Annotated in this window: 32 protein-coding genes and 2 tRNA genes; 13 read left to right on the forward strand and 21 right to left on the reverse strand. The window is 65.5% G+C overall.

From position 1 onward, the window contains the following. Window positions 1-160: 160 nt before the first annotated feature. The 9 genes from IFE19_RS02975 to IFE19_RS03010 form a co-directional block, all read right to left on the reverse strand. Window positions 161-237: transfer RNA gene (locus tag IFE19_RS02975), tRNA-Arg, on the reverse strand. 219 nt (window positions 238-456) lie between these two features. Then, window positions 457-852, reverse strand: coding sequence for an OsmC family protein (locus tag IFE19_RS02980; protein WP_207825536.1), 396 nt, complete (start codon window positions 850-852; stop codon window positions 457-459). Window positions 853-880: 28 nt separating this feature from the next. Beyond that, window positions 881-1,777 carry a pirin family protein gene (locus IFE19_RS02985; protein ID WP_207825538.1) on the reverse strand — a complete coding sequence of 299 codons (897 nt, stop codon included), beginning with the start codon at window positions 1,775-1,777 and terminating at the stop codon, window positions 881-883. 54 nt (window positions 1,778-1,831) lie between these two features. Next, window positions 1,832-2,212 carry a DoxX family protein gene (locus IFE19_RS02990; RefSeq protein ID WP_207825541.1) on the reverse strand — a complete coding sequence of 127 codons (381 nt, stop codon included), beginning with the start codon at window positions 2,210-2,212 and terminating at the stop codon, window positions 1,832-1,834. Window positions 2,213-2,252: 40 nt separating this feature from the next. After that, window positions 2,253-2,549: a putative quinol monooxygenase gene (locus IFE19_RS02995; protein ID WP_207825542.1), complete on the reverse strand. Its 297-nt coding sequence runs from the start codon at window positions 2,547-2,549 to the stop codon at window positions 2,253-2,255. A gap of 64 nt (window positions 2,550-2,613) precedes the next feature. Beyond that, window positions 2,614-3,252, reverse strand: coding sequence for a hydrolase (locus IFE19_RS03000; protein ID WP_207825543.1), 639 nt, complete (start codon window positions 3,250-3,252; stop codon window positions 2,614-2,616). A gap of 89 nt (window positions 3,253-3,341) precedes the next feature. Continuing rightward, a complete protein-coding gene (locus IFE19_RS17520) occupies window positions 3,342-3,683 on the reverse strand; it encodes an isochorismatase family protein (protein WP_225910472.1) in 342 nt (113 codons plus the stop codon). A gap of 48 nt (window positions 3,684-3,731) precedes the next feature. Further along, window positions 3,732-4,031 carry a cysteine hydrolase family protein gene (locus tag IFE19_RS17525; protein WP_225910370.1) on the reverse strand — a complete coding sequence of 100 codons (300 nt, stop codon included), beginning with the start codon at window positions 4,029-4,031 and terminating at the stop codon, window positions 3,732-3,734. Between the two features lie 105 nt (window positions 4,032-4,136). After that, window positions 4,137-5,006 (reverse strand): pirin family protein, encoded by an 870-nt coding sequence (locus IFE19_RS03010; RefSeq protein ID WP_207825545.1) that lies wholly within the window; start codon window positions 5,004-5,006, stop codon window positions 4,137-4,139. Window positions 5,007-5,123: 117 nt separating this feature from the next. Between IFE19_RS03010 and IFE19_RS03015 the strand changes: the two genes are divergently transcribed. From IFE19_RS03015 to IFE19_RS03025, 3 genes are read left to right on the forward strand one after another with little or no spacing between them, the layout of a single operon-like run. Further along, the gene (locus tag IFE19_RS03015) at window positions 5,124-6,086 is read left to right on the forward strand and encodes a LysR substrate-binding domain-containing protein (RefSeq protein WP_207825547.1); all 963 of its coding nucleotides are present in this window, start codon (window positions 5,124-5,126) and stop codon (window positions 6,084-6,086) included. Beyond that, window positions 6,086-6,652: an NADPH-dependent FMN reductase gene (locus tag IFE19_RS03020; protein WP_207825549.1), complete on the forward strand. Its 567-nt coding sequence runs from the start codon at window positions 6,086-6,088 to the stop codon at window positions 6,650-6,652. Before IFE19_RS03015 ends, IFE19_RS03020 begins: the two co-directional genes overlap by 1 nt. 49 nt (window positions 6,653-6,701) lie before the next feature. After that, the gene (locus IFE19_RS03025; RefSeq protein ID WP_207825552.1) at window positions 6,702-7,106 is read left to right on the forward strand and encodes a hypothetical protein; all 405 of its coding nucleotides are present in this window, start codon (window positions 6,702-6,704) and stop codon (window positions 7,104-7,106) included. A 19-nt stretch (window positions 7,107-7,125) separates the two neighbouring features. Here IFE19_RS03025 and IFE19_RS03030 read toward each other — a convergent pair whose 3' ends face one another. Beyond that, window positions 7,126-7,806, reverse strand: coding sequence for an SDR family NAD(P)-dependent oxidoreductase (locus tag IFE19_RS03030; protein ID WP_207825554.1), 681 nt, complete (start codon window positions 7,804-7,806; stop codon window positions 7,126-7,128). Between the two features lie 190 nt (window positions 7,807-7,996). Here IFE19_RS03030 and IFE19_RS03035 point away from each other — a divergent pair, with 190 nt between their 5' ends. From IFE19_RS03035 to IFE19_RS03045, 3 genes are all read left to right on the forward strand, one after another. Further along, window positions 7,997-8,641 carry a DUF2971 domain-containing protein gene (locus IFE19_RS03035; protein WP_207825557.1) on the forward strand — a complete coding sequence of 215 codons (645 nt, stop codon included), beginning with the start codon at window positions 7,997-7,999 and terminating at the stop codon, window positions 8,639-8,641. Window positions 8,642-8,895: 254 nt separating this feature from the next. After that, on the forward strand, window positions 8,896-9,543 hold the full coding sequence (locus IFE19_RS03040; RefSeq protein WP_207825558.1) for a hypothetical protein: 648 nt from the start codon (window positions 8,896-8,898) through the stop codon (window positions 9,541-9,543). Window positions 9,544-9,732: 189 nt separating this feature from the next. Continuing rightward, window positions 9,733-10,137 (forward strand): hypothetical protein, encoded by a 405-nt coding sequence (locus IFE19_RS03045; protein ID WP_207825560.1) that lies wholly within the window; start codon window positions 9,733-9,735, stop codon window positions 10,135-10,137. 108 nt (window positions 10,138-10,245) lie between these two features. Here IFE19_RS03045 and IFE19_RS03050 read toward each other — a convergent pair whose 3' ends face one another. Next, the gene (locus tag IFE19_RS03050; RefSeq protein WP_207825562.1) at window positions 10,246-10,914 is read right to left on the reverse strand and encodes a hypothetical protein; all 669 of its coding nucleotides are present in this window, start codon (window positions 10,912-10,914) and stop codon (window positions 10,246-10,248) included. Window positions 10,915-11,038: 124 nt separating this feature from the next. Further along, on the reverse strand, window positions 11,039-11,464 hold the full coding sequence (locus tag IFE19_RS03055) for an exonuclease domain-containing protein (RefSeq protein ID WP_207825564.1): 426 nt from the start codon (window positions 11,462-11,464) through the stop codon (window positions 11,039-11,041). Window positions 11,465-11,667: 203 nt separating this feature from the next. Between IFE19_RS03055 and IFE19_RS03060 the strand changes: the two genes are divergently transcribed. The 4 genes from IFE19_RS03060 to IFE19_RS03075 all read left to right on the forward strand — a co-directional run bounded on the left by IFE19_RS03060 (window position 11,668) and on the right by IFE19_RS03075 (window position 14,033). Beyond that, on the forward strand, window positions 11,668-12,423 hold the full coding sequence (locus tag IFE19_RS03060) for a hypothetical protein (RefSeq protein WP_207825565.1): 756 nt from the start codon (window positions 11,668-11,670) through the stop codon (window positions 12,421-12,423). Beyond that, window positions 12,420-13,133, forward strand: a complete 714-nt coding sequence (locus IFE19_RS03065) for a phosphotransferase family protein (RefSeq protein ID WP_207825567.1) — start codon at window positions 12,420-12,422, stop codon at window positions 13,131-13,133. Before IFE19_RS03060 ends, IFE19_RS03065 begins: the two co-directional genes overlap by 4 nt. 173 nt (window positions 13,134-13,306) lie before the next feature. Then, window positions 13,307-13,462: a hypothetical protein gene (locus IFE19_RS03070; protein WP_207825569.1), complete on the forward strand. Its 156-nt coding sequence runs from the start codon at window positions 13,307-13,309 to the stop codon at window positions 13,460-13,462. A 256-nt stretch (window positions 13,463-13,718) separates the two neighbouring features. After that, window positions 13,719-14,033 (forward strand): tyrosine-type recombinase/integrase, encoded by a 315-nt coding sequence (locus IFE19_RS03075; protein WP_207825571.1) that lies wholly within the window; start codon window positions 13,719-13,721, stop codon window positions 14,031-14,033. A 28-nt stretch (window positions 14,034-14,061) separates the two neighbouring features. Here IFE19_RS03075 and IFE19_RS03080 read toward each other — a convergent pair. Then, window positions 14,062-14,151: transfer RNA gene (locus tag IFE19_RS03080), tRNA-Ser, on the reverse strand. A 148-nt stretch (window positions 14,152-14,299) separates the two neighbouring features. Between IFE19_RS03080 and msrA the strand changes: the two genes are divergently transcribed. Both msrA and IFE19_RS03090 read left to right on the forward strand, forming a co-directional pair. Beyond that, window positions 14,300-14,950 carry a peptide-methionine (S)-S-oxide reductase MsrA gene (gene msrA / locus IFE19_RS03085; RefSeq protein ID WP_207825573.1) on the forward strand — a complete coding sequence of 217 codons (651 nt, stop codon included), beginning with the start codon at window positions 14,300-14,302 and terminating at the stop codon, window positions 14,948-14,950. Between the two features lies 1 nt (window position 14,951). Continuing rightward, window positions 14,952-15,293, forward strand: coding sequence for an MmcQ/YjbR family DNA-binding protein (locus tag IFE19_RS03090; protein WP_207825575.1), 342 nt, complete (start codon window positions 14,952-14,954; stop codon window positions 15,291-15,293). Here the strand turns inward: IFE19_RS03090 and IFE19_RS03095 are convergent, their stop codons facing one another. The 8 genes from IFE19_RS03095 to flgF all read right to left on the reverse strand — a co-directional run bounded on the left by IFE19_RS03095 (window position 15,294) and on the right by flgF (window position 21,840). After that, entirely contained in the window at window positions 15,294-17,123 is a 1,830-nt protein-coding gene (locus IFE19_RS03095) for a DUF885 domain-containing protein (RefSeq protein ID WP_207825577.1), read from the reverse strand. 67 nt (window positions 17,124-17,190) lie between these two features. After that, window positions 17,191-17,691: a hypothetical protein gene (locus tag IFE19_RS03100; RefSeq protein ID WP_207825579.1), complete on the reverse strand. Its 501-nt coding sequence runs from the start codon at window positions 17,689-17,691 to the stop codon at window positions 17,191-17,193. An 8-nt stretch (window positions 17,692-17,699) separates the two neighbouring features. Further along, the gene (locus IFE19_RS03105) at window positions 17,700-18,143 is read right to left on the reverse strand and encodes a hypothetical protein (protein WP_207825581.1); all 444 of its coding nucleotides are present in this window, start codon (window positions 18,141-18,143) and stop codon (window positions 17,700-17,702) included. 36 nt (window positions 18,144-18,179) lie between these two features. Continuing rightward, window positions 18,180-18,647 carry a hypothetical protein gene (locus IFE19_RS03110; protein ID WP_207825582.1) on the reverse strand — a complete coding sequence of 156 codons (468 nt, stop codon included), beginning with the start codon at window positions 18,645-18,647 and terminating at the stop codon, window positions 18,180-18,182. A gap of 122 nt (window positions 18,648-18,769) precedes the next feature. Then, the gene (flgH, locus tag IFE19_RS03115) at window positions 18,770-19,498 is read right to left on the reverse strand and encodes a flagellar basal body L-ring protein FlgH (protein WP_207825584.1); all 729 of its coding nucleotides are present in this window, start codon (window positions 19,496-19,498) and stop codon (window positions 18,770-18,772) included. Between the two features lie 20 nt (window positions 19,499-19,518). Continuing rightward, the gene (gene flgA, locus IFE19_RS03120; protein WP_207825586.1) at window positions 19,519-20,289 is read right to left on the reverse strand and encodes a flagellar basal body P-ring formation chaperone FlgA; all 771 of its coding nucleotides are present in this window, start codon (window positions 20,287-20,289) and stop codon (window positions 19,519-19,521) included. A gap of 9 nt (window positions 20,290-20,298) precedes the next feature. Further along, window positions 20,299-21,087: a flagellar basal-body rod protein FlgG gene (gene flgG / locus IFE19_RS03125; RefSeq protein ID WP_207825588.1), complete on the reverse strand. Its 789-nt coding sequence runs from the start codon at window positions 21,085-21,087 to the stop codon at window positions 20,299-20,301. 15 nt (window positions 21,088-21,102) lie between these two features. Then, window positions 21,103-21,840 (reverse strand): flagellar basal-body rod protein FlgF, encoded by a 738-nt coding sequence (gene flgF, locus IFE19_RS03130; RefSeq protein ID WP_207825590.1) that lies wholly within the window; start codon window positions 21,838-21,840, stop codon window positions 21,103-21,105. Between the two features lie 179 nt (window positions 21,841-22,019). Here flgF and IFE19_RS03135 point away from each other — a divergent pair, with 179 nt between their 5' ends. Continuing rightward, on the forward strand, window positions 22,020-22,670 hold the full coding sequence (locus IFE19_RS03135) for a flagellar basal body-associated FliL family protein (RefSeq protein WP_207825592.1): 651 nt from the start codon (window positions 22,020-22,022) through the stop codon (window positions 22,668-22,670). Window positions 22,671-22,672 lie beyond the last annotated feature (2 nt).

The following is a 22,672-nucleotide window of genomic DNA, read 5'->3' on the forward strand; positions in this document are numbered from 1 at the left end:
TTTCATGGCGCAGCTTCAGGTCTGCAGCCCTGTCCCCAGGCGGCGCGTGTCGGGTCACGATAAGGCGGGATCTGTCTGAGGCACGAGTTTCATCTGACGCGCTGAAATCCACTGCATCAGGCGCGAGCGGCTATCGGTTTCACATCCGGAAACAATTTGCTGGCGACCCCGGCAGGACTCCAACCTGCGACCTCGGCTTTAGGAAAGCCTTGCTCTATGCGGCTGAGCTACGGGGCCGTCATGGTTCGTCCCTAGCGGGTCGGACCGGGAAGGGGAAGGCGGGGGCGGTGGAAAAGGCGCCCGGCAAGAAAATCCTAGCGATTAATCTGCGTTAAGCTACAATATATGGTAGAGAACAAAGGCTGAATCGGGCGGTGTCGCTGATTCGGTCATGATTCGTTTCGTGGCTGTTCCGGTCCGGGCCGAGTTCTGTTTACGGCTTCCTGCCGGTCCTTTTTAGCCCAAGCTCGTATGCACCGGCACGCCGTTCTTGATGGCCAGGGTGACGGGCGTGCGTTCGGCCACATCGGCCAGGCGGGCACGCTGGGCCTCGTCCAGAGGTCCGGCGGGGGTCAGCACCCGTTCGATGCGCGGCGGGGTCTCGCCGCCCAGATATTCCAGGCGAATATCCAGCCCCTCCAGCGGCCAGCCCTTCTTTTCGGCGTACATGGTCAGGGTGATGGCGGTGCAGGCGCCGAGCGCCGAAATCAGCAGGTCGAAGGGCGCCGGGCCGCTGTCGGCGCCGCCCAGGCGTTCGGGCTCGTCGGCGGTCAGTTCATGTTTCAGGTCGCCGCCCGTCCGAATCGAGGTCCGGTAGCGGGCGGTTCCGATGTGGGCTTGGGCGACGGCCATGAGGACGGCTCCGTTCAGAAGGCTGGGGTCAGGACATGGGATTGGCGGGCGGGGTCGGATCGGCGGGCAGGGGGATGAACTCCTGATCGTCCATGTCGGGCAGCTTCATGCGCCCGGCGCGCCAGTCGGCCTTGGCCTGCTCGATGCGGTCTTTCGACGAGGAGACGAAGTTCCAGTCGATGAAGCGTTCGCCCACCGGCTCGCCGCCCAGCACCATGATGGTCGAAGGCTCAAGCGCGCAGACGACCGAGGCGATCTTCTTTTCCAGAACCGCCATCTGGCCGTGGCCGAGCGGGCGGCCGTCGTCGATCTCGACCAGACCCGAGACGACATAGACGGCGCTTTCGGAATGATTGGTCGGGGTCTGGAAGCGGGCGCCGGGCTCCAGCTCAAGATGCAGATAGTGCAGGGGCGAGAAGGTGCTGACGCCAGCCTTCATGCCGAAGGCTTCGCCGGCGGCCAGACGACCCTTGATCCCGTCCTCGCTCCAGGTCGGCAACTCGGTGGTCCCGACGTGCTGGAAGGAGGGATCGATTTCTTCCTGACCATCGGGCAGGGCGACCCAGGCCTGGATGCCCTCCAGACGGCCGCCCTCGCGGCGGGCGCGCTCGAAACGTTCGGAATGGGTGACGCCGCTGCCGGCGGTCATCCAGTTGACCTCGGCCGGCCGGATGTCCTGCTGCACGCCCAGGCTGTCGCGGTGGGTGATCTCGCCGTCGAACAGATAGGTCAGGGTCGAGATGCCGATATGGGGGTGGGGACGCACGTCGACGGTCCTGGGCAGGCCCGCCGGCATGTCGACCGGCCCCATGTGGTCGAAGAAGACGAAGGGGCCGACCGCGCGGCGCTTGGCGTAGGGCAGGACGCGACCCACCTCGAAGCCGCCGAGATCCTTGCGGCGCTGGTCGATGACGAGTTCGATCATGGGGCTTTCTCCAAGTCCGGGATGGGGTTGAATATAGGCGTCACTGTGAAGGGTTCAGAGAACAAGGCGCCCCGGTCCGGCGGCCATCAGAATCAGGAATCCGCCGATGATGCTGATGTGCTCGAAGAACCCGTTCAGGGATGCAGCGCGCTGCTCGGCTTTCAAGTTCCAGAAATCATAGAATACGACCGCCGTGGCCAGGGTGAACAGGGCCATCAGGGCGGCGGTCGGGGTGGTGAGCCAGCCTGCGATCAGCAGGGCGCTTCCCACGATCTGCAGCACGACGGTTCCCAGCAGGGCCAGGTGCGGGAAGGGGATCTTCTTGCTGCGGACCTCGACCAGACCGTCCTGAAAGCGGATGGCCTTTGTGATCCCGCTCTGAAGAAAGAGCAGGACCAGAAGGATGCGGCCGATCAGCAGGTAATGGTCGGGCATGAGGCTTCAGCGTGGCTCATCGGAGAGGGCGGCAGGGGTTTCAGGCGAGGCGGTCCAGGCGATGGAAGAACTCGGTCCGCTCGACGTTGGCGGCGCCGTGCTCATGGAAATGTCGAATGTGAGGGCCGTCGTTGTGGTGTTTTGACTGGGCCGCCTCGGACGCCCAGTGCTCGATGAAGATGAAGAGGCCGGGCTGGCTGCTGTCCTCATAGAGTTCGTAGCGCAGGGCGCCCTCTTCGTGCTGGGAGGTGCGGGCGACGGCAATGAGGTCCTGCCTCAGGGCCTCTTCCTTTCCGGCCCTGGCGCGCAGGCCGACGGTGACGAACAGTTCGGCCATGGCGGGCCTCCTCGGAAGAAAAAGGAGGGCGGTCCAGTCGGGGAAACGGACCGCCCGTGAGGGATCAGTCCTTGTCGTAGGAGAACTGAATCCCGGCCGTGCCGCCGGTTTCGATGAACAGGTTCATGAAGGCGGGAACGGTTTCCGACCGCTTCCAGTCGCGCTGCAGTTCACAGAACAGTTGCGGCACCGAGATCATTTTTCCGCCGGCCTGTTCGATGCGGCGCAGGGCCATCTCGTGGGCCGTGGTCGAGGTGCCGCCGACGGCGTCGGCCACGACATAGACCTCATAGCCTTCGCGCAAGGCGTCCAGCGCCGGGAAGGTCAGGCAGGCTTCGGTCCACAGGGCCGTCATGATCAGCTTCTTGCGACCGGTCGCCTCGACCGCCTTGCGGAATTCCACGTCTTCCCAGGAGTTGATCGTGGTGCGGTCATAGGTCGGATAGTCGGCCAGGACCTTGCGCAGCTGGCCGATCGGCGGCTTGTTCAGGCCGGTCTTCACATTGACCGTCGAATGGACGATGGGCAGGCCATAGGCCACGGCGGCCTTGGCCGTGCCGACGATGTTGTTGACCAGAAGCTGGCGGTCCATCGAGGCGATCGAGTTCACCTGAACCGGCTGGTAGTCGATGATGATGAAGGCTGCATTTTGAGGCGTCAGAAGGTCGTCGGCGACGGGATCGCGGATCGGTTCGCTGGTCATGTCGAGGGCTCCATGATGGGGTGTGCTGAGGGCGCAGCACGCGCTGGAGGGACCGACCCCGCCAGGACGGCGAGGCCGGCGGGAGGAGGTCAGCTGCGCTGCGAGTCCAGGATCTCGTGGTCAGTCGCGACCTGCTGGGCCTTGCCGTAGCTTTCGATCAGCAGCTGATAGGGCGGGAAGATCTGGGTGTAGACCTCGGCCCACTGCTGGGCGTCGTCGCGGCGCCAGGTCTTCTGCAGTTCCGAGGCGACGGCGGCCATGTCCATGGGGATGACGCCGGCCTGGACCACGCGGGCCAGGGTCACTTCCTGAGCCATCTTGGAATAGGTGCCCGAGGCGTCGACCACGGCGAAGACCTTGTAGCCCTCATAGGCGGCGCTGATGGCGGGGAAGGCCATGCAGACGCTGGTGATGGTGCCGGCGATGATCAGGGTCTTGCGGCCCGTCGCCTTTACCGCCGCAACGAAGTCGGGGTTGTCCTAGGCGTTGATCTCGCCCTTGCGCGCCACATACTGGGCGTGGGGGGCGTTGGCGTGGATTTCCGGGATCAGCGGGCCGTTCGGACCCTGCGGCACCGAAGCGGTGGTGATGACCGGCAGCTTGGCCAGGGTGGCCATCGAGGCCAGGGCGGCGGCGTGGCGGCGCAGGGTGGTCATCGGCATGTCGGCCACGGTCTGGAACAGCCCGCTCTGATGATCGATCAGCAGCATGACGGCGTCGTTCGGGTCGATGACCGGGCGGGCGCCGTTGAAGTTGGCGGGTAGGGTGGAAGCGGACATGAGGGGCTTTCCTTTCAGGCAGGGAGCCGCGTTCGGAGCAATGCTCCGGTCAAGGCGGGGGTTGCGGCCCGGTCCGAAGACCGGGCCTACGTTTTCGTGAGGGGATCAGGCGGCGGGGATGTCGCCGAAGCGGCCGCTGTTGAAGTCGGCGATGGCGGTGCGGATTTCGTCCTCACTGTTCATCACGAAGGGGCCGTAGCCGACGATGGGCTCGTCGATCGGCTCGCCGGTCAGGACCAGCAGGACGGCGTCGGCGTCGGCGTGCAGGGTGACGCTGTCGCCCTGACGATCCAGCAGCAGGGCCTCGGCGGACCCGGCGCCCTGGTCGCCGTTGACCGTGACGTGACCCGACAGGACGACCACGATGGCGGTGTGGCCTTCCGGCAGGGTCAGCGTCGTCTCGGCGTCCCGGTTCAACCGCACGTCCCACACATTGATGGGGGTGAAGGTGCTGGCCGGGCCTTTCGAGCCGTCCATGGCGCCGGCGATGATCCGGGCCGTGCCCGCGTTGTCGGGCAAGGCCACCGTCGGAATGTCGGCGTTGAGGATCGACTGATAGCCAGGACGGGTCATCTTGTCCTTGGCCGGCAGGTTGACCCACAGTTGCACCATGCGGAAGGGGCCGCCGGTCCGCGCAAAGGCGGGCGAGTGGAACTCCTCGTGCAAGATGCCGCCGCCCGCCGTCATCCACTGGACGTCGCCGGGGCCGATGATGCCGCCCTGGCCGGTGGAGTCGCGGTGCTCGACCTCGCCGTCATAGACGATGGTCACGGTCTCGAAGCCGCGGTGCGGATGCTGGCCGACGCCGCGACGCTTGTCGGTCGGCTCGAAATTGTGCGGACCAGCGTAGTCGAGCAGCAGGAAGGGGCTGACGTGCTTGCCGACGCTGTCATAGGAAAACAGCGAGCGCACCGGGAAGCCGTCGCCGACCCAGTGGCCGCGATCATTGCCGTAACGTCCCAGAACCTTCTTCATGATGTCTCTCCTTCGGGGGCGACCGGACCTCGCCGACCGCGTTGGAGGCTTTATGACGGTGGAACGCCGACCGCAGAAGATTGCGAAATCGCCTCGCTGCGTTCTATTGATAGGACGATGAGAGACCTCAACGACCTCTATTACTTCGTCCAGGTGGTGGACCACGGCGGCTTCGCCCCGGCCGCGCGGGCGCTGGGGATGCAGAAGTCCAAGCTGAGCCGACGCATCGCCTTTCTGGAGGACCAGTTGGGCACGCGCCTGATCCAGCGGTCGTCGCGCAAGTTCTCGGTCACCGAGGTGGGTCAGGAATACTATCGCCACTGCCTGGCCATGCTGGTCGAGGCCGAGGCGGCCCAAGCCGTGATCGACAATGTCGCCGCCCAGCCGCGCGGCGTCATCCGCGTCGCCTGCGTGCCGGGCCTGCTGACCTATCAGATGGGCGGGCTGATCGCCCGGTTCATGGCCGTCTATCCGGAGGTCGAGGTGCATCTGCACAGCACCAGCCGCCGGGTGGACGTCATCGGCGAGGGCTTCGACCTGGCCATCCGCGTGCGCGAGCCGCCGCTGGAAGTCACGGACCTGGTCATGCGCAAGCTGGACGAGAGCGTGCACCGTCTGGTGGCCTCGCCCGCGCTGATCGCGCGGTTCGCGACGCCCGCTGGTCCGGCGGACCTGAGCGACTGGCCCAGCCTGGACTTCGGCCCGGCGCATCGCGACCACGTCTGGGCCCTGCACCACCGGGACGGCATGACCGCCTCTGTGCGCCATGCGCCGCGTCTGGTGACCGACGACCTGCACATGCTGCATGAGGGCGCGTTGCAGGGGTTGGGTGTGGTCCTGCTGCCAAGCGTGGCGGTGGCGCGCGATCTGGAGGCGGGGCGGTTGATCGACCTGCTGCCCGACTGGCGACCCAGGAAGTGGATCGTCCATGCCGTCTTCCCCTCGCGGCGGGGGTTGCTGCCTTCAGTTCGCTTGCTGTTGGACTTTCTGGTTCAGGGTTGCGCCGAACAGCAGATTCACGGTGAAACGCCTGCGTCGCCCCGCGCGACCCCCTATGCCTTTGCGGAGACGAACGACTGATGCGTCTGGTCGGAGTGTCGGGCAGCCTGCGGGCGGCCTCCTACAACAGCGCCCTGCTGCGGGCGGCGCAGGAATCGACGCCCGATGGCGTGGAGCTGGTCGAGGGCTCGATCCGGGGCGTCCCCCTCTATGACGGCGACGTCGAGCGGGATCAGGGGCTGCCCGAGGCAGTGGTCGCGCTGAAGGATCTGATCGCCGACTGCGACGGCCTGCTGCTGTTCACGCCCGAGTACAACAACGGCATGCCCGGCGTGTTCAAGAACGCCATCGACTGGCTCAGCCGCCCGGCCTCGGACATCGACCGGGTGTTCGGCGGACGGCCGGTGGCGGTGCTGGGCGCTTCGCCCGGACCGTTCGGCACGGTGATGAGCCAGGCTGCCTGGCTGCCGGTCTTGCGCACCCTGGGGACCGCGCCCTGGTTCGGCGGGCGCATGCTGGTCCCGCACGCGGGCGCCGCCTTCGACGCGGAAGGGCGGCTGGTCGACGAGGAAGCCCGCCGTCGCCTGACGCGCTTCATCACCGGCTTCGCTGAGCATTGCCGAACGGCGGCGGCGTCCCGGACCTGACGCGGGCATTACGTCCTGCTAGAGAACCCCCGGATCAAGGAGCGCGCGCATGGGCCAGGATGACGACCTGTTCGAGGAGGACGGCGGCGGTTTCGACGTCGATGACTGGGCGCGGTTGAAACCTTTTACCGGCGTGATCGCCACTCTGGATGATGTTCAGGCGCGGCGCGCCGTCTTTGCCCTGGGCGACACCGAGGACCCTCGGGTCATCGACATGGAGCTGCCGCAGCCGGTCATCTGGTGGGAAGACGACGGCGAACAGGCGGCAGTGATCGTTCAGGCCGAGGCCCACATCGGATCGGACGGCGAGGTCATGGAGGTGCTGGGCCTGATCCTCCCTGACGGCGGTGGAGCCGTGGCGCTGATGGACGACGTCGATCTGGTGGACGATACCGATCCGACGTGGCGCGATCTGGTCGCCAGCGCTGTGGACGCCGACGAGGGCGAGGACTGACGCTCGCCCGAGGGCGGATCTAGACGCGCCCCCGGACCGGCACCAGGGCGCCGGTCACCGCCGAGGCGGCGTCGCTGGCCAGGAACAGGATGACCGCCGCCAATTCGGCGGGACTCACCCATGTGGCGAAGTCCGCTTCGGCCATGTCGGCGCGGTTGGCCGGGGTGTCGATGATTGACGGCATGACGGCGTTGACGGTCAGGGCCGTCGACCTGGTCTCTTCCGCCAGGGATTCCGTCAGCTTGTGCACGCCTGCTTTTGATGCGGCGTAGGCGCCCATGCCGGCGCCGGCCTGGACAGCGCCCAGAGCGCCGACATTGACGATGCGTCCCTTGCCCGACTGCATCAGGGCGGGCAGGGCGGCGCGGCAGGTGTTCAGCACCGTGGTCAGGTTCATGCGGTGCATCCGGTCCCAACTGTCCAGAGGCCCCTCGGTCGTCTGCCAGACGAAACCGCCGACGGCGTTGATCAGGCTGTCGATACGTCCAAAGCGTTGAACCGCAGCATCGACGGCCGTCTGCGCTGCGGCCGGATCGGACAGGTCTACGCCGCCCAGCCCCTGCCAGTGATCACTGCCTTCCTGACCCGGAGCGCCGAAGTCCACGCCAAATACACTGTCGCCGCGCGCCAGCGCCGCCTCGACGATCGCTTGTCCCAGCACGCCGGAGGCGCCTGTGACCATGGTGACTCTCTGGCTCATGTGAAACCTCGCCCTGCAACAGGGGGCGGACCCTCAAGCGTGTCGCGCCGACGGTCAAGCGGCGCGTGACAGGACAGGGCGTCCACTATCGATAATCGCGACGCTTCGTTGTCGTCCGGAGGCGCACAAGGGATGGGCTTGACCGAGCGTGCGTGGGCGCCCGAACTTCCGGTCGTCCTTGGGGGTGACGATGGCGCGGGATCTCGACAAATATGTGCGACGCTACACGACGCTCTCCAGCGCGCTGGATACCTTGGCCCAGAAGCGCCTCGTTCTGCTCAGCCCGTCAAAATGGGACGATCTGAACGACGTCTATTTCATGGAACTCTATCGCTCGGTGTCGAACGCCGGGTCTGTTCTGGCCTTGTGCTGCACGTTGGCCACCGAGACATACCATCACTGGCGCGTCTTCACGCAGGGCATGGAAGGCATATGCCTGGAATTCGAGCGACGGCCGCTTGAACGCCAACTGTCCATTCTGCCCGGAATCGAAATGCGCAAGGTGGACTACCTCAAGGTAGGCGACCTGGAGACTCTGCATTCCCGCGAGGCCGACCGTCTGCCGTATGTAAAGCGCGAGGGCTTCAGCGATGAACGCGAGTGGCGCATTGTATCGACATGCGCCGAAAGCGCGGTGATGGCCAAATCCGTGGCGATCGAGCTGACGTCGCTCAACCGCGTATTGCTGAATCCGTGGATGCCGCCCTCGCTGGCCGACAACCTGCGCAGCCTTATCCGGAGTATTCCGGGTTGCGAGTCGATCAGGATCGAAGCGTCTCGTCTGACAAATTCCGAACGGTGGAAATCTGCGGGCAAGGCCTTGGCCGGACCATAGCCGCCGGTCGGGGACGGGCGCGTGGCGGACAGAGAGGAAGGCCGACAAGTCTTCCTGTTCAATGACTTAGGTGGACTAACCGCCCTGGAGGCGCTTGATGAAAACAAACGACATTTAAACGGAATGGCTACCCGTCGAAGGGCGGCTTCAGGTACGAAAAACCCCGGCGGGCTGGCGGGCCTCACCGGGGTACATCACGGTTCAAGAAAGCAATCTGAACAGGTCGCATCCTATCGGAAGAATGGGGCGCTGTCATGAGCGCCTATTCTCACCGCTGGGGCGCGCCGCCTCCACGCGTGCGTCGTGGCAGTCAATTATCCGCAAACACGCGCTGGACGCGGTTCAGCCGTAAGGAAGGTCAGCGTCTGATCTTCGTCCTCAAGGTCTATTCGGAACGGCTAAGGAAAAAAGGCCAGCGCACCGGCGCCCTTGGCACAATCAGTTTTGGCGCGATCCGTTTGGCCGAGGTCCTAGTGTCGATAAGCGTCAAGGGCAACGGACGGCTCGAACCCTCGGTTTTCTGGCTGGCCAAGGCGCTCAATGTAGCGCGCAAATCCATCCACGCGTGGAAGGCTCAACTGGAAGCTCACGGCTTCCTGAGTTGGACCCGTCGGTATGATCGGGTCGAAACCCCAGGTCAGAAGGGGCCGCAACTCAAGCAGACCTCGAACGCCTATGTGCTGCGCGTTCCAGTCAAAGCCATAGAGGCAGCAGACCGGCTGAACGGCGGGCAATCGAAGCCCCCTCCCGTCGTCGCGCCGCGCCTGAGCGCAGCTCTAGACCGGCTGGCGGCTGCCATCACGGATGAGCCGCATCGCAAGCTTGAGCGTGAATTACCTCAGGTATCAGAACCAAGGCTCCCATTGTTTACTCCAAGGGTGCGGAGGACGAATGGCGCATAGGAAACGGCGAAGCCGGTTCGACCGCGAGGCGGTGATGCACACGCTGCCCGTCACCATCCGAATTGTCCCGCTGAGATGGTCGCTCTCTTTGCGGATGACATCAGTATGGGTGAATGGGATCCGCCCCCGACATCGGGTCAGGCGTTCGGCATCAGTGCCGCTAACTCAATCAATACGAGGATAGACATCATGTACCCCCACGACTTCTCGACGCCCTGCCTGATCTCGAACGCCGAATGGATTGAAATCTTCGACGGGATGGATTCGGGCTCGGGGATGCACCCCCGAGGCATCAACCTCCGACAGATCGAGCATCCCCGCTACGGCTTGCTCACAGCCGTCGAGGCCGGGCGATTTTGGCTCGTCATTGCCGGCGAATACATCGACGCCGCCGACGACATGATGCCCCCGCGTTTTTACCCCTCCACAAAGCTGGTCAATATGGCGCACGAGCACGAGTTCGGAGTGGAACCATATCTTGAGAAGCGGGACCGGCTCGCTTCTCAAGGGGGCGGGCTGTGGTCTTCTGCTGACTCTATCCGCTGCTCGGATTGTCTGCTTTGCGGAAGCGCAGCCGGGCATGATCTCTGGTGAGGGGAAACTAGGAGCCAGAACGCTCACAGGAGCGTGGAAAAGCTAGCTTCGCCATGAGCGGGAAAAGCTAAATCCAGTTTGGCAGTCCGGTCGTGGACGATGCGGACCTCAAGGCTTGACCGACGCGCCCACCGATGATCGGTGTCGAGCGCCGCGATCGGCTGGGGCGGATCTTACGCTGACGCCTCCCGAGCCCGTGCCTTTGACTGGGCGCGGTGCCGGCGTCGCGGCTGCCTGAATGCTCGCGGGGCAGTCGGAACGCTTCGCCTGATAAACACCCGTTAGAACCCGAAACGGTTCCTGCGGCAGACCGTCGAGGAAGGCGAAGAACTGCCGCGCTGACGCGACCCGCTTAAGGCCGAGGAAGACGAGCGCCCCGGAAGACCAGATGATGTCGGCTTCGCTCTCGCTCTCGCGTCCCGAAGCTTCGGCCCTGGCACCGTAGGCGATAACGAATTCGCCGACGTTGAAGGAGTGGCCGAGCACCATTCGGATCGGCTCGGGCCGCGGAATTTCGATATCGGGCCGGGTCGTGAAGGTCGCGCCAGTGACCGAGCCAGGGTCGCGGATCATCGCGGCAAGGGTCGTCAACTCTTCGCCGGCGGCCCAGAGGTCCTGTAGCGATACCTTGGCGTTGGGCGCGCCTGCACGGTCGAAGACGAGGGCGGCCGCCGCCGTCAGCCTAGAGATTTTCCGCCATTCTGGACCGGGCCTAGCCTCACCGTCTTGCAACCATTGGCGGAGCAGCCCCTGCTTTCGGTCAAGGCTGATCTCCATCTCGAGCCCGCTTTGGGTGATTGCGGCGAGGATCGCATACCCAGCTTGAAGTGCCTGATGGTCTTCGGTGTAAACCGTCGACTCGCCAGATAGGCCGCGGCTGCCTCGCTGAGCGGGCACTGTTCTAGTAGTGCAGCGTAGATTTCGCTGTTGGGCTTGCAGGTCGGTATTGATGCTGGAGCAGCTTGGCGCACGTGCGTCCCCGCCCTTCGCGGCACCGAGACGGATAGGAAATAGCCATCGAGGCCGAACTGTGAGCGTAGCCAAGAGATAGGGACACGCCGTCCATATAGGCGTGCAGGGCCTCCGCTGAGATCCTTTTCCCCCGGACGTCGAGATCGGAGATTCCGGTGAGGTCTACTATCGCACTCGGGATCGGGATGCTGGGCTCGTTGAACGCTTGGAAGACAGCGAATTCGGCGCCAACGTGGCCGTGACGGTCAAAGGCGAACTTCACCATCCCCAGTTCGATCACTTCGTCGATGTCATGGTCTAGACCGGTGGTCTCGACGTCCACGATGACCCCGACGAACCGCTCTTCGTCCAACACATCGTCACTCCGGGGCGGCGACGGCAGGCGGCGTAGAACCCGGAAGTCCTCCGAATTTTCGATCAACGTGAGAGCGTCTGAGAGCGTCAAATGCAATGCTTCGGCAGTTAATTTGCGACAGCTTACTCGTGCGCGGCAGAGCTATAAAGGCATATGGTGCTGCGATCGTTCGATCCACACGCTTGCAGCCTTATTGGTCTCGAATGGCCGCTTCCTTTTCCCTGGATGATGGTTGTTTGCCTTTCCCGCCGTTAGATAGAGTGATGCAGGGCTCAACAGCAAAGATGGTAATGGACCGCGTGGCCCGGTGGGCGGGTGGTCCCGCATTTATGGAGGCGTTGGCCTATGATGCGCTCCCCTCCTGCTATCTAGTTGGGGGCGTTGTCCGGAACGCTTTAAGCGGGCAGTCAGGGTCCAAGGATTTCGACTTCGCCGTCGGCTTGGACGGGGCACCGTCTTTTCTGAAGCGCCTGGCGCATCGCGGGGTCTTGACCCCCGGACCACTCGGTTCGCCACGTTGGGCTCCCGCAGTCCCTTGCGAAACTGCCGACATCATGGTCATCGAGCGGTTTTGCAATGGGCTTCAGAACGCGGGATCGATTTGCGACATGCTGGGCCAGTTTGATTTGACGGCGAATGCTGTCGCAATCGACTTGCGGTCAGGGCAGATCGTTGATCCGATCGGCGGGGCTGCCGACGCCGCAGCCAGGATAATTCGCGTCGTGCGCACAGACTATCCTGACACCCCAATTGATACCGCTTCGCCACTGACCTGGAGCGGTATGCTGTGGATCAGGCTCTGGCACTACGCCGCTAAACTGGGATGGGAAGTCGAGCTTGATACCTGGGCATGGATGACCGAGAATTGCCGTTATGCAATCCAGATTGACGCGTTCAGTGAGCGTCTATTCGAACCGGACATGTCCAAGTTGGCACAGTTCCAACGGTTGGGCGCATGAGTGCTCTAGAGGCTGAAACCCGACGCCTGGTTACTGAACTGACCGGCCATCCTCCCAGTGCGATCGAGCAGATCACCAAGGGCGTTATGACCTACAAGTTCTTGGTCCACACGAGGATCGGTCGTTTGGTCGTTCGGTTCTACCCTCTGGGCCGGGAGCAAGCAGGTGCGGTTGAACCGGCGCTGCTCGAGCGGTTTCGTTCCGCCGGTTTGATGACCCCGGAGGTGATTGCAGCCTCCACGGCCGATCGGATGCGATACAGCATTTATCGCTATATCGAGGGCCGCACGCTCGAGGACGCAGCCTCGACAATCGACGGCGCAAGTCTCGCTCGGCTCGCGTCAAATGTATCGGAGCAACTCGCCTTGCTGAGCGGACTCACCGTCGAGAATTTCGGGGACCTCATCTCGCCGGTGCGGGCAGAGCATTCTACTCTGCGCCATCTGGTCAGAGCGACAGCAAAAAGGGCGGTCGAAGCGAGGGGGGAACTGCCCTCCTCATTGAGAGAGGTCGCAGGCAGGATGCTGAACTGGAAGCCGCACCCGAACGCGGCGGCCAGAGCGCAACTCATTTGGGGGGACATATCACCCGAGCACATCATCGTTGACCAATGCGATCGACTTGCCGGGTTGATCGATTTCGAGGGTGTGTTCGTGGCGCATCGCGCCGCTACACTGGGGTTTCTGCAGGCGCGATACCCAATACCTTGAAGAACCCTTTAATCCCCCCTTACCCCCCAGAGCGACGAACCGGGTTCGCGACTACGGGTTTGAACAGCAGCCAGTGCGAGCAGCGTTCAAGGATCTGAGCGTGCGACGGGCCGTGGCAAGCAGGCTCGGCGAAGAAGGGGTTCGGAGCTGGCTCGAGCCGGGCGAACCCCGACATGTCTGATCGCTGTCACATCGGCGGTGAGGTTCTCAGCCACATCATGCGGCTTGAGGATGATGGCCGGATCACCACGACAAGCCAGATTGTTCACGTGTTCAAGGACCGTGAGAGCGACTTGTTCAAGGCGACCATGCTGAGGTTGTTGGACTAGCGGCCTGCAGCCAAGCTTGTCCACTCGCCGTTGATTGAAGCGTCGAGCCATGCATCGTCCAGGGAGGCCCCGCGCAGCGGGTCTTCGTCGTCTGGGTGGGCGCTGTCCTCGCTGACCATGCGGAGGGGCCATTGGGCGGCGGTTGGAGCGCCGACGTAGGCACCGCCGCTCGGCAGCTCGAGGTATTCAGTGGCGCGAGGGTCGCAGGCTTGATCGACCAGATAGGTGAGTTCAGCTGACCTTCATTGTCACACAGGTGGGCGAGCCCTTCACCGCCAAGGGATTCGGCAACTGGATCTCGGCGGCGGCGAAAGAGGCGGGTCTGCCTGCCGGTGCGGCGGCGCACGGCCTGCGCAAGGCCGCTGCGCGCCGATTGGCCGAGGCAGGGGCGAGCGCTCACGAGATCATGGCCGTGACCGGCCACAGGACGCTCAAGGAGGTCGAACGCTACACGCGGACGGCCGCCATGAAGGGCCTCGCCACCAGCGCCATGGCGCGCATTGGCGGGCCAGAACCAGAACAAACGATGTCTAACCCTGACGATGAGTTAGACAAAAACGGGAGTAAGTGATTGTTCTATATGCTCAAAAATGAGCGGGTGGCGGACAGAGAGGGATTCGAACCCTCGGTACGCTTTCACGTACACACGCTTTCCAAGCGTGCGCGATCGACCACTCCGCCACCTGTCCGTTTCCACGACGTCGCCGTGTAGCCGCCGGATGGTCGTTCCAGCGGAGGCGAGGCTGATAGAACAGCCTGACCCCCTCGGCAAGCGCTGTCTGAGGCCCCATATGGGGGGAAGTCGATTTTGCCGCTGATTTCTGCGAGATTTTTCAGATGTTGTTCCAGAAGACCGCCGAACTGCCCACCGCCGAGACCGCCCTGCCCGGTCGGGAGACCGCCCTGGCGACCGACGCGACCCATTTCGTTCTGGGCCACGCGCTGAAGGGGCCGCACCCGGAAGGGTTCGAGACGGCCATCTTCGCCATGGGCTGTTTCTGGGGCGTGGAGCGGGTGTTCTGGCAATTGCCGGGCGTCTGGGTGACGTCGGCGGGCTATGCGGGCGGGTTTACGCCCAACGCGACCTATGAGGAGGTTTGCACGGGTCGGACGGGTCACACCGAGGTGGTCCAGGTGGTGTTCGATCCGAAGGTCATCTCCTATGGCGATTTGCTGAAGGCCTTCTGGGAGAACCACGACCCGACGCAGGGGATGCGCCAGGGCAATGACCAGGGCACGCAGTACCGCTCGGCCATCTATACGCTGAACGACGCGCAGCAGGCGGAGGCGGAAGCGTCGCGGGACGCCTATCAGGCGGCGCTGTCGGCGGCGGGGCGCGGAACGATCACCACCGAGATCGAACCGGCTGGGCCCTATTACTTCGCCGAGGACTATCACCAGGGCTATCTGGCCAAGAACCCGGCCGGGTACTGCGGCATCGGCGGAACCGGCGTGGTCTGCCCGATCGGCGTGGGCGTGGAAGCCTAGGATGGACCGGGAGGGGGTAGGCAAGGTTTGTCTGGCGCTGCCGGGGGCAAGGCTGGACCATCCGTTCGGCGACGACCATGACGCCTACAAGGTCGGGGGCAAGATGTTCGTCATGGTGGGCGCGACCGGCGGGGTGTCGTTCAAGGTCTCGGACATCGCCTATGAGGTGCTGACCGAGAGCGGCCATGCGCGGCCGGCGCCCTATATGGCGCGCGCCAAGTGGGTGAACCTGCCGCGCATCGACGACTGGGCGGACGAGGAGCTGGCGGACCACATCCGCTCCGCCCACGCGATCATCGTCGGCAAGCTGACGAAGAAGGCGCGGGCGGAGCTGGGGCTTTAATCAGGTCGCGGGCCTGGCCTTCTGCTCGGCGATCCAGCGATCCATGCGGGCGTCGAGCAGGTCCAGCGGCAGGGGGCCATCGACCAGCAGGGCGTCGTGGAAGGCGCGCACGTCGAAGCGGTCGCCCAGTTCCCGCTCGGCCTTCTGACGGATCTGGCGCAGGCGGATCTCACCGATCTTGTAGGCCGTGGCCTGACCGGGCCAGCCGATGTAGCGCTGCAGTTCGGTTTCGATGTTGTGCGGGGCCAGGGCGGAGTTGTCGCGGAAGCAGGCGCGGGCCTGTTCCGTGGTCCAGCCCAGCCAGTGCAGGCCGGTGTCGGCCACCAGGCGGCAGGCGCGCCACATCTCATAGCTGAGGCGGCCGAAGCGTTCATAGGGCGTGCGGTAGATGCCCATTTCCTCGCCCAGGAACTCGGAATAGAGGCCCCAGCCTTCGGTGAAGGCGGTCACGTCGGCGCCGCGACGATAATAGGGCTGATCCGCCGCCTCTTGCTGCAGGGCGATCTGCAGATGGTGGCCGGGGACGGCCTCGTGGACCGTCAGGGCCGGCAACTCATACAGCGGCCGCTGATCCAGCTTGGACGTGTTGACGATGTATCCGCCGGCCACGCCGTTCTGCATCGAGCCGGAATTGTAGCGGCCGGTGGTGTAGCTGTCCTCGATCTCGCGCGGGACGGGGCGGACGCCATAGGGCAGGCGGGGCAGGGTGCCGAACAGGGCGGGCAGGCGATCGTCGGCGCGCTTGGCGATCTCGGAGGCCTTTTCCAGCAGCTGTTCGCGGCTGGTCGCATAGAACTGCGGATCGGTGCGCAGGAAGTGGAGGAAGCCGGCGAAGTCGCCGGTCCAGCCGGCGGCGCGCATTTCATCCTGCATCCGGGCGCGGATGCGGGCGACCTCCTCTAGGCCGATCTGATGCACCTGGTCTGGGGTCAGGTCGGTGGTGGTGTAGCTGCGCACGGCGTTGGCGTAGAGCGCACGGCCGCCGGGGCGGTGGGTCATGCCGGGCTCGGTCGGGGCCTTGGGCAGGTAGTCGTTCTTCAGCATGTCGCGCCAGGCCACGCGGCGCTGGTTGATCGGGCCGTCGATCAGGGTCTGGGCGCGGGCGCGCAAGGCCGCCTGATCCGCCGCGGGGATGGTCGCGGGCAGGGTGTTGAACGGCTGCATCAGGATGTCGCCGCCCTCGCGCGGCTTCACATCGGTTTCGGCCAGGGCCAGGGCGCTGTCGACGACCGAACGCGCCTGGACCAGACCGGTGTCGAGGCCGCGCCGGGCGTCGGCGATGGCGGCGTCATAGTATGAGGGAATGGCGCTCATCCGCGACAGCCAGGCCTCGGCGTCAGCGGTCGAGGTGATGCGGGTCGAGCTGGCCAGATAGGCCACGCCCTGACCGGGGCCGCCTTCGGAACTGAAGGCCAGGCGTCCGCCGTCCAGCGGAATGGCGTCCAGGTTGCGGCGGATCAGATAGGCGACGAAGGATCGGTTCAGCTGCTCGTCTTCGTTGAGCGCTGACGGGCTGATCGCCTCGACACGGTTCAGCAGGGCGGTCAGCGGGGCGACGCGCGCCAACTCGCCCGCGCGGGTGGGATCGGGCAGGCGCGACAAGGCTTCGCTGTCGCCCTCCATGCCGGCGCTGATCGGGTCGATGCGGCGGAGGTAGGCCTCGTAATCGGCCAGGACGCTGGCGAGCGCCACGCTGGCGGCATTGGCCGGGGCGTGAGTTTCGGCCGGCGCAGAGGCGTTCGACGCGGCATGAGCCAGGGCCGGGTGCGCAATGAAGGCGGCCAGCGCCGCCCCGAGCAGAAGTCGTTCCGTCAGAAATTGCTTGCCCATGTCATTCTCCCTCAAGCGGGGAGAGCAGACAGGCGGCGAAGCCGACGGTCAAGCTGTGATGGAGGCCCTAGCCACAGAGCGCGAAGAAGCGGTCGATCTGTCCAGCGGAGCCGGGTTGGGCCACGAAGGGGGTGCGGTAGTCGGGACCGTAGGCCGCGAGCCAGCCCAGCTTGCGGAAGCGCAGGAAGACCGGATCGGCGGTGCGCGCATCCGCGGTCAGGTCTACCCCGTCGTGCAGGGCCGAGGGCTCGGCCCTGGCGGGATAGGTTTCCGTGTCGCCGCCGGATTCGAGGGCGATGACGCGGGGGTGACCATTATTGACGGTCTGCAAAATCTGCAGGGCGCCCGAGCCGGGGCGACATGACAGGTCCAGCGGCACATCATCGGTCTCGGCCACGCCGTAGGACAGGCTGGCTTCCTCCGCATCCTCGTTCAGGTGCCAGTCGTAGCCGGCGGTCGGGACGGGTGAGCCGCCGCCGGCGCCGACAAGCTCGGATTTCATCGTGGGCGCGCAGGCCGTGAGCGCAAGCGCCACGAGGGCGGGGGCGATCCAGACGACGGGGCGCATGAGAATTCCTAGCCAGTGCAGAGTTCAGCGAACCGGCGCAGCTTGGACAGATTCGTCCGATCAATCTCTACAGGAGAGGTCTGCGCGCCAATCGAAACCTGCAGCTTGCCGCTGGCGAGGAAGGCGGCGAAGACAGGATGATCGGTACGAAGCACGGTCTGAAGCTGACCGCGTCTGGGACGGACTTCCACATTGGCCGCGGCGGCGCCCGACGTGACGACGGCGATGCCTTCGGCGGGCGCCGCGCCATACAGGATCAGCCGAACGATGCTGGAGCCGGGCGCACATTCCAGCGTGGAGCGCAGACGCGGCGTGTCAGGGATTTCGTTGGCCAGGACCAGGGGGCGACTGTCCGAATAGAGGGTCCAGGTCCAGGCTTCGGCCGTCTGGGGCGCGTTCTGGAGGGCCAGGGCCAAAGCCGTCGCTTGGGCAAGCCCGATCAAGGCGGTCATGGTTCAGCCCCCGCTGAAAGGATAGGCGGACTTTGATCAGGCGTGGCTGGAAGCGCAATAGCTGAGGAAGCCCTGAACCATGCGGCGTTCGGCGCGACTGGCCCGAATCTGCTGATCGCCGCCCTCGGTCTGGACGGCGATGCGGCCACCGCGCGCCAGGCCTGTCAGGGCCGCGTCGGTCAGGGGCAGGCGGGCCTCGAAGGCTTCGCCGTCAGACAGGGGATCGATCGGCTGCGGGCCCATGGCGATCGGCGTCAGGGCGGGGCTGCGCGGCTGGACATCGCCATAGACCACGGCGGCGCGGTCGCCCGGCGAACAGGTCAGCATCAGGGCCACCTGATCGGAATCCGGCAGGCCGTAGGCCAGTTTGGCCATCGCGCCTTCATGCAGCAGATGCCAACCTGCGGCGCCCTGGCCCGGTGCGGCGGGGGCGGTGGTCAGAGCCTGTCCGGCCAGGGCGGCGAAACCCAGGGCGGCGACGACGGGGACAATGGACTTCAGCATCACAAATCACTCGCGTTCGACAGAACAAACGCGGGTCGCTTGTTAACGGTTCACCGCTCCGCTTGAGCACGCGCGATTCCGTGACCGTGAGTCACCGGGACAACACGCCCATCGAACGTCGGTCAGAACGGGCTGAAGCGCTCCACCAGCGACTGCGCCGCGGGCGTGGCCTGCATCCGGCTGATGTCGCCGCGACCGCCGTAGCTGATGCGCGCCTCGGCGATCTGGGTGTGGGCGATGGTGTTGGCCGAGGAGATGTCCTCGGGGCGCACGATGCCGGCCACGGTCAGCTCGCGGACTTCGCGGTTGGTGCGCACTTCCTGCCGACCCTGGATGACCATGTTGCCGTTGGGCATGACGGCGGTGACCACGGCGGCGACGGTCAGGCTGACCCGTTCCGAGCGGTTGACGCTGCCCGAGCCCGAGGCGTTGGCCTCGCCCTCGGTGCCGATCATGTTGGCGGGGTCGAAGCCGCCGGGGAAGGCGCGACCCAGGCTGTTTTCCAGGCCGAAGAAGTTGGTCACGCCGCCTGAGGCGCTGTTGGTGCGGGCGCGCTGGGTTGAGTTCTGGGTCTGGGCGCGGTCGTTGATGTCGATGTTGACGGTCAGGATGTCGCCGACGCGGCGGGCGCGCTGGTCGCCGAAGAAGCTGCGCGCGCCGGTACGCCACAGGCTGTTGGCGCTGGCGGCGTTGGGCGTGGGAGCAGGCAGGTAGGCCTGCTCGACCGGAACCAGGGCGGCCGGATAGCCGATCGGGGCCAGCTCAGGGCCCTTCACCGCCTCCATGGCGGTGGAGCAGGCGCCCAGGGACAGGGCGGAAACAGCGGCGGCGAGGATCAGGAACTTACGCATGACAGGATCTTTCTGCGCGCTCAGCGGGCGGCGAACTGTTGCGGGTGGGTGCGGGCGGCCTGGGCGGGGGGGCCCGCCACGGCCCGGCCGGGCGCGACAGCCACGGCGTCGATGGTGCGGCCCGACTGCACATTGAGCACCGGTACGGCCTCGCCCGCCGAGGCGTTGCGCGTAGCCTTGCCGGTGACGGTCAGTTCAACGCCGCCGACGATGTAGGCGACCTCGACCATGTCGTTGCGGGCGATGACCTGCGGCGAGGCCAGGTCGCGGCTGGTGACGACGGCGCCGGCGCGCAGGGCGCGCCTGGCCGACAGGCCGACGACCTGATCGGCGTCCTGGGGACCGCCGGCCGGGGCCTGGTGCGCCTGGACCGCGGACCAGACCACGTCTTCCGGCTGGACGATGTCGCCGGCGGCCAGGCTGCGGGCGTAGGTCAGGACCTCGACCGTGGCGCCGGGGCGCCCCACGGTGGCGGCCGCGGGGCGGGCGGCGGCTTCGGCCGGGGCGGCGCCGCCTTCACGCACAACGATGCGGCGCAGGCCCTGGGGATTGGCCCAGTCCAGACCGGCGCGACGCGCGACGGCTTGCACCTGTGCGGCTTCGAAGACCACGGTGGCGCCGGCGCGTTGGCCGACCACGACATGAGCGGCGGCGCCTGCGTCGTCGAACAACTCGCCCAGGGTGACGCGGCCGTCGTCGTCGGTCGGATCGGGCAGCAGGCTGACTGGACCGGCCAGGGCTGGGGCGGCGAGGGCGACGACGGCCAGAGCCAGTGTGAAGCTGCGGATCATGGCCGTGACCTAGCTCTTCACCTGGGCCGAGACGGACAGCATCTCGTCGGCGGTGGTGATGACCTTGGAGTTCATCTCATAGGCGCGCTGGGCCACGATCAGGGCGGTGATTTCGCTGACGGCGTCGACGTTCGAGGCTTCGGTGTAGCCCTGCATCAGGGTGCCGTAGCCAGGCTCGCCGGGGGCGGCGACGGTGGCCGGGCCCGATGCGGCGGTTTCCAGCAGCAGGTTGTCGCCGATGGCTTCCAGCCCCGCCTCGTTGAAGAAGGTCGCCAGTTCCAGCTGACCCACGACCTGCGGCTCGGTCTGACCCTGGGTCTTGACCTGGACCTGACCGGACTTCGAGATCGAGACATCGACCATGTCCTGGGGAATGGCGATGGCCGGTTCGACCTGGTAGCCGTCGTCCGTGACCAGCTGACCCTCGCCGTTGACCGTGAAGTTGCCGGCGCGGGTGTAGGCCAGTTCGCCCGAGGGCAGGGTGATCTGGAAGTAGCCCTTGCCGTCGATGGCCACGTCATAGAGGTTGCCGGTGCGGCTGGGACTGCCCTGTTCGGTGATGCGATAGACGCTGCCGGCCTTGACGCCGGCGCCGATCTGGATGCCCGTCGGAACCACGGTGCCCTGTGTCGAGGACTGGGCCCCCATGCGCTCGACGTTCTGATACAGCAGGTCCTGGAACTCGGCCCGCTGGCGCTTGAAGCCGACCGTATTCATGTTGGCGATGTTGTTGGAGATGACCTCCACGTTCAGCTGCTGGGCGGCCATGCCCGAGGCGGCGGTTCTGAGAGCGCGCATCGTTCAGCGGTCCTTCTAGCTGACCCGGCCCAGCCGCTCGACCGAGCGACGGGACAGATCGTTGGCGTTTTCGATCATCTTGGTGACGCGCTCGTAGGCGCGGCTGATCTCGATGAGGTTGGTGATTTCCAGCAGGGTGTTGACGTTCGAACCTTCCAGCATCCCCTGGCGGATCTGGGCGTCGGTCGCGTCGGTCGGCTGGGTGTTGGAGCTGTTGCGATACAGGCCGTCGCCGCTTTTTTGCAGGACGGACAGGGCGTCGAAGCGGACGGCGGTCAGGCGCCCTACCGGCAGGCCTTGCTGACTGATGGTCCCGTCAGGGGCCACGCTGGCGGGGCCGCGCTCGGGGTCCAGGGTGATCGGGCCGCCGTCGCCCAGGACCGGCAGGCCCTGCTTGGTGGTGAGGACGCCCTCGGCATTGGTGGTGAAGCCGCCGTCACGGGTGTAGGCCTCGCCAGCGCCGCTCTGGACGCGGAAGAAGGCGCCTTCGCCTTCGATGGCGAAGTCCAGGCCGCGCCCCGTCTGCTTCATCGTGCCCTGGCCGAAGTCGCGGCCCACGCCCTTGTCCAGCACGAAACTGGCCGAGGGACGGATGTTGTCGTTGCGGGCGCGTTGACCGATCTCGGCGCCGACCATCAGCTGTTCGACCTTGAACCCGGTGGTGTCGGCGTTGGCGACGTTGTTCGCCACGATGTCGAGCTCGCGGCGAAGCGTCATCTGACGGGACAATCCGATGTAGGCGGCGTTTTCCACGAGTGCGGCTCCTTCGCCGATCTCGTCGCAACGTCCGTGCCAACAGGGTTAATCCAGTCGTGGCGGGGGTTTGAGCCGGTTTGGCCTTGTGGGCGCCCGGCAGGATTTGCCGATCGTAAACGCCTCGTTAACCAAAAACGCCTCATCAAGAAGTCTGTGATGATCGGGGCGACGTGCGGATGCTGAAGCTGAAGCTGGGCAAGAAGAAGGATGCGGCGCCGGAAGGCGACGACGCCAACCTGCCCGCCGCAACCGAAGGCGAGGGCGGCGAGGGCGAAGGCGCGCCCGCCAAGAAGAAGCTGCCCCTGTTGTTCATCATCATCCCGGCGGCCCTGGTGGTGCTGGGCGGCGGCGGGGCGGCGGCCTTCTTCCTGATGAAACCCAAGCCGGCTGAAGCCGAAGCGGGCGCTGATCACGGCAAGGCGGAAAAGAAGGACGAGAAGGCCAAGAAGGGCGGTGATCACGGCGGCGGCGAAGGCGGCGAAGCCGATCCCGCTCTGGGCAAGATCTCGGCCGGTCCCGACGGCGTGACCTTCTACACCCTGCCCGACATGATCGTGAACATTCAGACGCCGGACGGTCGCCCGACCTATCTGAAGCTGAAGCTGACGCTTGAAATGAAGGACGCCGCCCTGGCTGCGCATCTGCAGGAGGAGACGCCGCGGATGCAGGATATGTTCCAGGGCTTCCTGCGCGAACTGCGGCCGGAAGACATGGCCGGATCGGCCGGCGTCTATCAGTTGAAGGTCGAGATCCTGCGCCGGGTCAATTTGATCGCCGCCCCGGGCAAGGTCGATGCCGTCCTGATCGAAGAAATGCTGGTGCAGTAGGC

The sequence above is a fragment of the Brevundimonas pondensis genome (assembly GCF_017487345.1).
In the GTDB taxonomy this organism is placed as follows: domain Bacteria; phylum Pseudomonadota; class Alphaproteobacteria; order Caulobacterales; family Caulobacteraceae; genus Brevundimonas; species Brevundimonas pondensis.